Origin of the sequence: Catonella morbi ATCC 51271 (genome assembly GCF_000160035.2) — a bacterium.
Taxonomy (GTDB): Bacteria; Bacillota; Clostridia; order Lachnospirales; family Lachnospiraceae; genus Catonella; species Catonella morbi.
Map to the genome: position 1 here is coordinate 702,489 of NZ_KI535368.1, position 6,442 is coordinate 708,930.

At 32.6% G+C, this 6,442-nt stretch carries 5 protein-coding genes; all 5 read right to left on the reverse strand.

The genetic code is table 11. From position 1 onward, the window contains the following. Nucleotides 1–4: 4 nt before the first annotated feature. A complete protein-coding gene (locus GCWU000282_RS10160) occupies nt 5–838 on the reverse strand; it encodes a carbohydrate ABC transporter permease (protein ID WP_023355029.1) in 834 nt (277 codons plus the stop codon). Between the two features lie 25 nt (nt 839–863). Next, the gene (locus GCWU000282_RS10165) at nt 864–1,802 is read right to left on the reverse strand and encodes a carbohydrate ABC transporter permease (RefSeq protein ID WP_023355030.1); all 939 of its coding nucleotides are present in this window, start codon (nt 1,800–1,802) and stop codon (nt 864–866) included. Nucleotides 1,803–1,875: 73 nt separating this feature from the next. Then, on the reverse strand, nt 1,876–3,210 hold the full coding sequence (locus GCWU000282_RS10170) for an ABC transporter substrate-binding protein (RefSeq protein WP_023355031.1): 1,335 nt from the start codon (nt 3,208–3,210) through the stop codon (nt 1,876–1,878). A 160-nt stretch (nt 3,211–3,370) separates the two neighbouring features. After that, nucleotides 3,371–4,501 carry a Fic family protein gene (locus GCWU000282_RS10175; RefSeq protein ID WP_023355032.1) on the reverse strand — a complete coding sequence of 377 codons (1,131 nt, stop codon included), beginning with the start codon at nt 4,499–4,501 and terminating at the stop codon, nt 3,371–3,373. 118 nt (nt 4,502–4,619) lie between these two features. Next, the coding region (locus GCWU000282_RS10180; RefSeq protein WP_023355033.1) for a hypothetical protein at nt 4,620–6,442 on the reverse strand (1,823 nt) is incomplete at its 5' end.

Sequence of the window (6,442 nt, forward strand, 5' to 3'; positions counted from 1 at the left end):
TGCCTCACCCCTTTAATCCCGATGTGGATATACCTTCTACAAATTGCTTCTGGCCTATTAGAAAAATTATCAGAATAGGAATCATAAATATTGTCGCAGCCGCCATAAGTGAAGTCCAGTTTATGGAATGTTCATTCAAAAATGCATACAATCCCAATGACAATGTGTACAACTCTCCTTTATTTGCATAAAGTAAAGGTCCTAAAAAATCTGAGAAGGTATACATAAATGAAAAAATTGTTATTGTTGCAATTCCCGGTTTTACGAGCGGAAGTGCAATACGTGAAAATCTCTGCCAGGCATTACACCCGTCTATTCGTGCCGCCTCTAAAAGTTCATCCGGTATTCCAAGCATAAACTGTCTAAGTATAATAATATATAACGGTGCTCCGAAAAAAGCCGGAATTATCAGTGGCCAGAAAGAGCCTGTAAGGCCTATCTTAACCCACATTCTATATAGAGGAATCATGATGGCGGTATACGGTATCATCATAGTCGCCGTAATAATACTAAAAATTATATTTCTTCCTGACCACTTTACTTTAGATAATGAATATGCAATCATCGGTGTGACAATTACTGTACCCAATACATTCATCAGTGTTATCCACAGTGTATTCCCAAGGTACTTAAAAAACGGAATTGTATTAAACACGTCTATGTAATTTCCAAGATAAAACGCTTTTGGGAATAATCCGATAGTACGGTCAAAAGCCTCATTGTATGTTTTAAATGATGTTGTTACCATAACTAAAAGAGGAAAAACATAAATTAGTGCAAGCAATAAAATAACTGCTATGGTCAGTATTTTGCGCAGTTTTCCTTTCATGCGAACCATTATATACCTCACTTTCAATATGGGTTTACTGCTTATTAACCCATTTCTTTGAAATTTTTGTAATTAAAAATGTAATAATGCAAACTACCAGAAACAGTATCCATGACATTGCCGCTGCTTTTCCCATCTTAAGTCCCGTAAATGCATTATAAAATAAATAAAGCGGATACATCATAAGGGAATCTCTCGGTCCTCCGTTTATACCCTGTGAAATGTTGCCACTCTGTGCCCTTATAATAATGTAAACCTGAGTAAAATACTGAAATCCGTTTATCATAACAAGAACAATCTGGTATAGAATGACATGAGCTATACCCGGCAATGTAATATTGGTAAACTTTGCTATGGAGCCTGCACCATCCATTCCTGCTGCTTCATAAAGTTCGGTCGGGACATCCTGCATTGCCGCCAAAAATATAACCATACTAGAACCCATTCCCCAAAGCGTTATTATAATTACACTTGTCATAGTCCAAGAAGGATCTCCGAGCCAGTTAATGGTTGGAACACCAAATTTTCCCAATATTTTATTCAAATAACCATTGAGCGGATCAAACACCCATACCCATATCATGGTTGATGCTACTACCGGAACCACTGATGGTAAAAAGAAAATTGAACGAAAAATTGTTCTTCCTCTCCACTTGCCATTTAACATCGAAGCAATAATAAGTGCCGTAAAAATACATAAAACTACCGAAAATGCTACATAGATCAATGTATTGATCATACTTTTATAAAAAAGAGGATCTAAAAAAAGATCTTTATAATTGTCTATTCCAACCCACTTTGGATCTTTTATAGCGCTAAAATCAGTAAAGCTGTAATATCCCGACATAAATATAGGATATAAGCTGAAAAGAAAAAATCCTATTATCCAAGGCAATACAAATAAAAATCCTTCCAACTCATTCTTCCATCTTATTTTTCGTTTATCTGCCTTTCTTATTCCGGCCTTTGTCATTAATATCCTCACCTCTATCCTTAAAGGCTGTCGCACTAAAGATGCTGCGACAGCCCTTATACTCAATTAATATTTATTTCAACGTTTTAGTTGCTTCTTTCAAATCTGATAAAGCTTTATCCGTTGTATCACCTAACAACACATTATTCACAGCATCTCTTATGGCTTTGCTATACTCAGTTGTCTGTAAAAATGAAGGTAATCCGCGAAGATTATTTTTTGCAATAATATCAAGATAAACTCCATATGCTTCCGATTTTGATGCTATCTCAGGATCTTTCAACAATGCTTTTGTAGGAGGAAGATCACCTTTTAATGTACAAAACAGTTTATTTCCGTCTCCCATGCACATATATTTCATAAAGTCCCAGGCACCTTCTTTATGTGTACTTGTTGAAGAGATGTAAAGCATTGATGTGTCAATTATTGACCATCCGTCACTGTTAACACTCTTTGCTCCAGGCATTGGCATCATCCCAAAGTTAACCTTTGCTTCCTTCGCCATATTATAGAACCACGGTCCATCAATTCTAAATACCTGTGTTCCATTTAAGAAAGGATCCTGAGGTGTATTTAAATTTGCATTACCGGATGTTACAAAATTTCCCATGGTATCTTTACCAAACTTCTTTACCTGACTTTCCATAAACTCAAGCGATTTCTTAAAACCTTCATTATCCGGTGTCAGATTACCAGGTGTACCAAAGTCAGAACCAAATGCATATGCAAATGTAGTTGGCCAATAGTTGGCAGGAACAAAAGGCGCTCCAATCTGTTTCATAACCCCGTTATCCACGACGGTGGTCTTTTCGCTTACTTCCATAAGCTCTTCCAAAGTGGTTGGAAGCTTGGTAATTCCTGCTTTATCAAGCAAATCTTTGTTATAATAAAGTGCAAATGTATTGACACTTATAGGAAGTGCATAATAGCTTCCGTCATACTTCTGTTGCTCTAATGCGGAGTCTACAAATGCAGAAGCATCGAAGTTATCCTTTTTCATAAACTCATCCAAGTTCTGGGCTATATTCTCATTTGCATATTTTGGCACATTGCCGCCAAAATCATCTGTAATATCAGGCCCCTGTCCTCCTGAGATAGCTGTAATTATAACCTGCTGGTCAGGCGTACTTGTTCCCACAACTTCATATTTATCCTGGCTTTTATTATATGCAGCAATCATCTGCTCTATCAGCTTAGCCTCATCTCCACCCCAGAGATACCAGAAGCTTATTTTTTCACGTTCCCCATTAGCACTCTTTTCCCCTGAACCGACCTGCACCGTACTTGCAGTTGCCGAGCTCACCTGTTTTGATCCTTTTTCTTCTGCCGCCTTATTACATCCGACTAATGAACTGCACATTATTCCCGCAACTAAAGCAAATATCAAAGATTTACTTCTCTTTTTCATAGCTGACTCCTTTCAAATATATTGATTTTAGTTTGCTTTTCTAAAATCATTTTATCATCGCAAAAAATAATTTCAATAACTTCGCCTTAAACTGAAATAACTTTCATATACTGTGGTAATTATGCACAACAATCAATCTTAACTATTGTATATTATTTTGTTAAACAGAATTCAAATACATCCCATTCCTTTTAGTTTCCCTATTCTTTATCTCTCCCTCATTCTCCCTTGTAAAATCGCTTAATTTGTAAGAACGAATACGCTCTTTTACTACAATAGGTACAACGAATCCATTTTTTACAAGGGTTGAAAGCCTGTTAATTATTGTCTTATTGGTTACTCCAAATTCCTTGCTTACCTCAATTGGTGTAAATTCTCTTTTATAGCTTTTTATTAAAAATAACAAAAGCTCTTTTTCTTTACTTTTTAAATAAGACAAGCTGCCATCTAATTCTTCGCCACTCTCACTTTCTGACAATTCACAGACTTTACTTGAATATAAAAGCACCATTCTTAGAAAATAGTTAATCCAAAGCTCAGGATGAGGCGGATTATCTCTTCCTGAGTAATACAGTGCGGGAAGTCCCATTTGTATAGAATCATAATATTCTTCTACATCATAGGCAAAATACTCCTCAAGCGAGCCAACCCCATTAAACCCATATCCATTGATATCTAAAATGTATCCCGAAAGAAGCCTGGCCGTCCTACCGTTTCCATCTTCAAACGGATGAATAGTCACCAACTGATAGTGCACAACTGCTGCCACTATAAGCGGATGATCATCTGTTGTGTTCACATAGTCTGCAAGTTCTTCTAAAAGTTCGGGGATATCAACATACTCTGGCGGAATATAGTCAGAATTATCGCTTTGAGAATCATATACCGCAAATAAAATCCCCGGCGGCATCTGACCTCTGAGTCCTATTTTCTCCTTTGAAGCACCCTTTTCCACAAATTTTTGTACATCAAGAATCAGTTTAATTGAAAATTTCTCTTTCTTTTTTGCTTTCTCTTCCAAGTAGTTTAGTGCAAGAAAATAATTACGTACCTCCTGCTCCGGTTTAAGATAATGCTTTCTCTCATCATTTTCTATAACTTCATCAACCTGCTTCTGAGAGAGAGGATTGCCCTCAATTTTAGTTGAAGCATAAGAGCTTTTCTTTTTCGAGTTTTTTCTCAGCTTATTAACAACCGTTCTTGTAAGTTTTACTGCAGAAAGTTTATATCTGTTCTTATCTATCTCTGTTATATATTTTAAAATTTCATTATTCAAAGTTACTTTTACCATAAAATAAGCACCTCCTGATGTATTTATTGTATCAGAAAAGGTGCTTTTATTCCATTAAAATTACACTATTTTTTCACTATTTTACTCTATATAATTTAAGAAATAGTAAGCAGATTTCTTAAAGATAAATCCCTTCCTTCTCTAAAATTTCATCAATCCCAACTAAGTCCTTTTTAACCTGTTCTTTAATTGCCGATGAAAAATAAACTAATTTAAATTCTTCCTTTCTGTATCTACATAGTAAAAGTCTCAAGATTACATAGCTTTTTATGGAAAAATCTATCCTGAATCCCTTTTCACCAAGTTTATTAAATTCTTTATATTTTTTATCGTCAAACACTACAAATAATGAGTTCCATAACCATTCCAAAAATTCCTCAGATATAAAATGTAATGCATTAATTTTTCTTATCGTTTTACATAATTTCTGTATATAATTGCTTTCATTTAATTCATCTATACTTTCACCCTTAAAGGTCTTAAAATTAATATTTTTCCTCCATATATCAAATTCTTCTACTTGCATTATATCTCTATCTGATGACCTTTCACAGTAAGCTAAATTAAAAATTAATACCTCAATAATTTCATTTAAATTCAAGAATTCTAGTAAATACTCCATTTGATTAGCCGATAATTCCACTCCATCCATTAGTATATTTCTGCTATGATATCTTGCCTCGGCATACAAATATGAACTTACATATTTAGATTTAAGTTTTTTAAAAAATTCTTTTATTATTTTAATATCTTTAATCTCTTCTTTGTCTATACATGAATAAATTTTACCAAATATATTAGTGAAATAATGTGTAGTTTTTGTTTCATCATCTATGTCTTTTAATTTTTTCAATATATCAAAAAATATATCTGTATCATTCAATTTATCTAAAAAATTTATATCTTCTATTTTTCTCTCAAATATATCTTCAATTAAAGATACACATAAATTACTTTCTACATACTTTTTTTCGAAATAAATAGATTTATGTTTTCTATATTCACCCCAAAAAATATTTCTATATAAATCATTTAACTTTAACTTCATCTCTATTTCAAGGAGAGATCTTAAATCTTTGCGAGCAATTTTCAAAAGGATTAATGGTGGAATGTCTAATGAATCAATGTTATCCCATTTCATTTTATAATACCAGTACAATCTTTCAATATACTTTTTTATTAGGTGACTCTTAATGAATACAATTATTTTATTACTTATTTTGTTGCCATAAATACCAATAATCCTTTTTAATGAATTTTCAATTACACTTCTCTCTTCAAAAAAAGCCAGTTCAATATATTTATTAATTTCTTCTTCATTATTACTTACTTCGTTAGCCCTGTTAAATATATAGTTTATCAAATTACTAATATCTGTATCAAATTTATTATCTTTTTCTAATACATACTTAATTGAAAAGAGATTATGAAATATTTTTTTAAAATACCTTTCAACTTTATTTTCAATTACAAGCTTATCTCCCCATCTGGAATTATTGTATAAATTACTTATTGAAAAAGACCTTCTTGATAATGATACAGATTCTATTAAAATAGCCACACAATAAAAGGCACTAATTACAAATGTTGCTACCCATATTGAAATTATAAGCCTAGAATTTTTATTTACAACATTGGTAACTCCATCTAAGATTTTAATATTATGCTTTACTTCTGTGCATAATATAATTGTAGGAATAACAATTATAATCCAAAAATACAGTTTTATAGGGATATCATTAAATTTTTGTAACCAAAAATTATCATGAAATCTCCGTCTCATGATATTAAAACCCAAATAAAAATTTTCTTTTTTGTCTATATCAACTACCTTAGATTCTAAATAGTTGGTAATAAAGAAAACTATAGCAAGGGAACCTAGAGAAAGCGAAAACATTTTCTCCGCATTCAGAGATAATTCTACATTTATATTAATAATAT

What these genes read in the sequence shown, in the direction of transcription:
- GCWU000282_RS10160 (WP_023355029.1), bottom strand. Translation starts at nt 838, where the DNA reads ATGGTTCGCATGAAAGGAAAACTGCGCAAAATACTGACCATAGCAGTT.
- GCWU000282_RS10165 (WP_023355030.1), bottom strand. Translation starts at nt 1,802, where the DNA reads ATGACAAAGGCCGGAATAAGAAAGGCAGATAAACGAAAAATAAGATGG.
- GCWU000282_RS10170 (WP_023355031.1), bottom strand. Translation starts at nt 3,210, where the DNA reads ATGAAAAAGAGAAGTAAATCTTTGATATTTGCTTTAGTTGCGGGAATA.
- GCWU000282_RS10175 (WP_023355032.1), bottom strand. Translation starts at nt 4,501, where the DNA reads ATGGTAAAAGTAACTTTGAATAATGAAATTTTAAAATATATAACAGAG.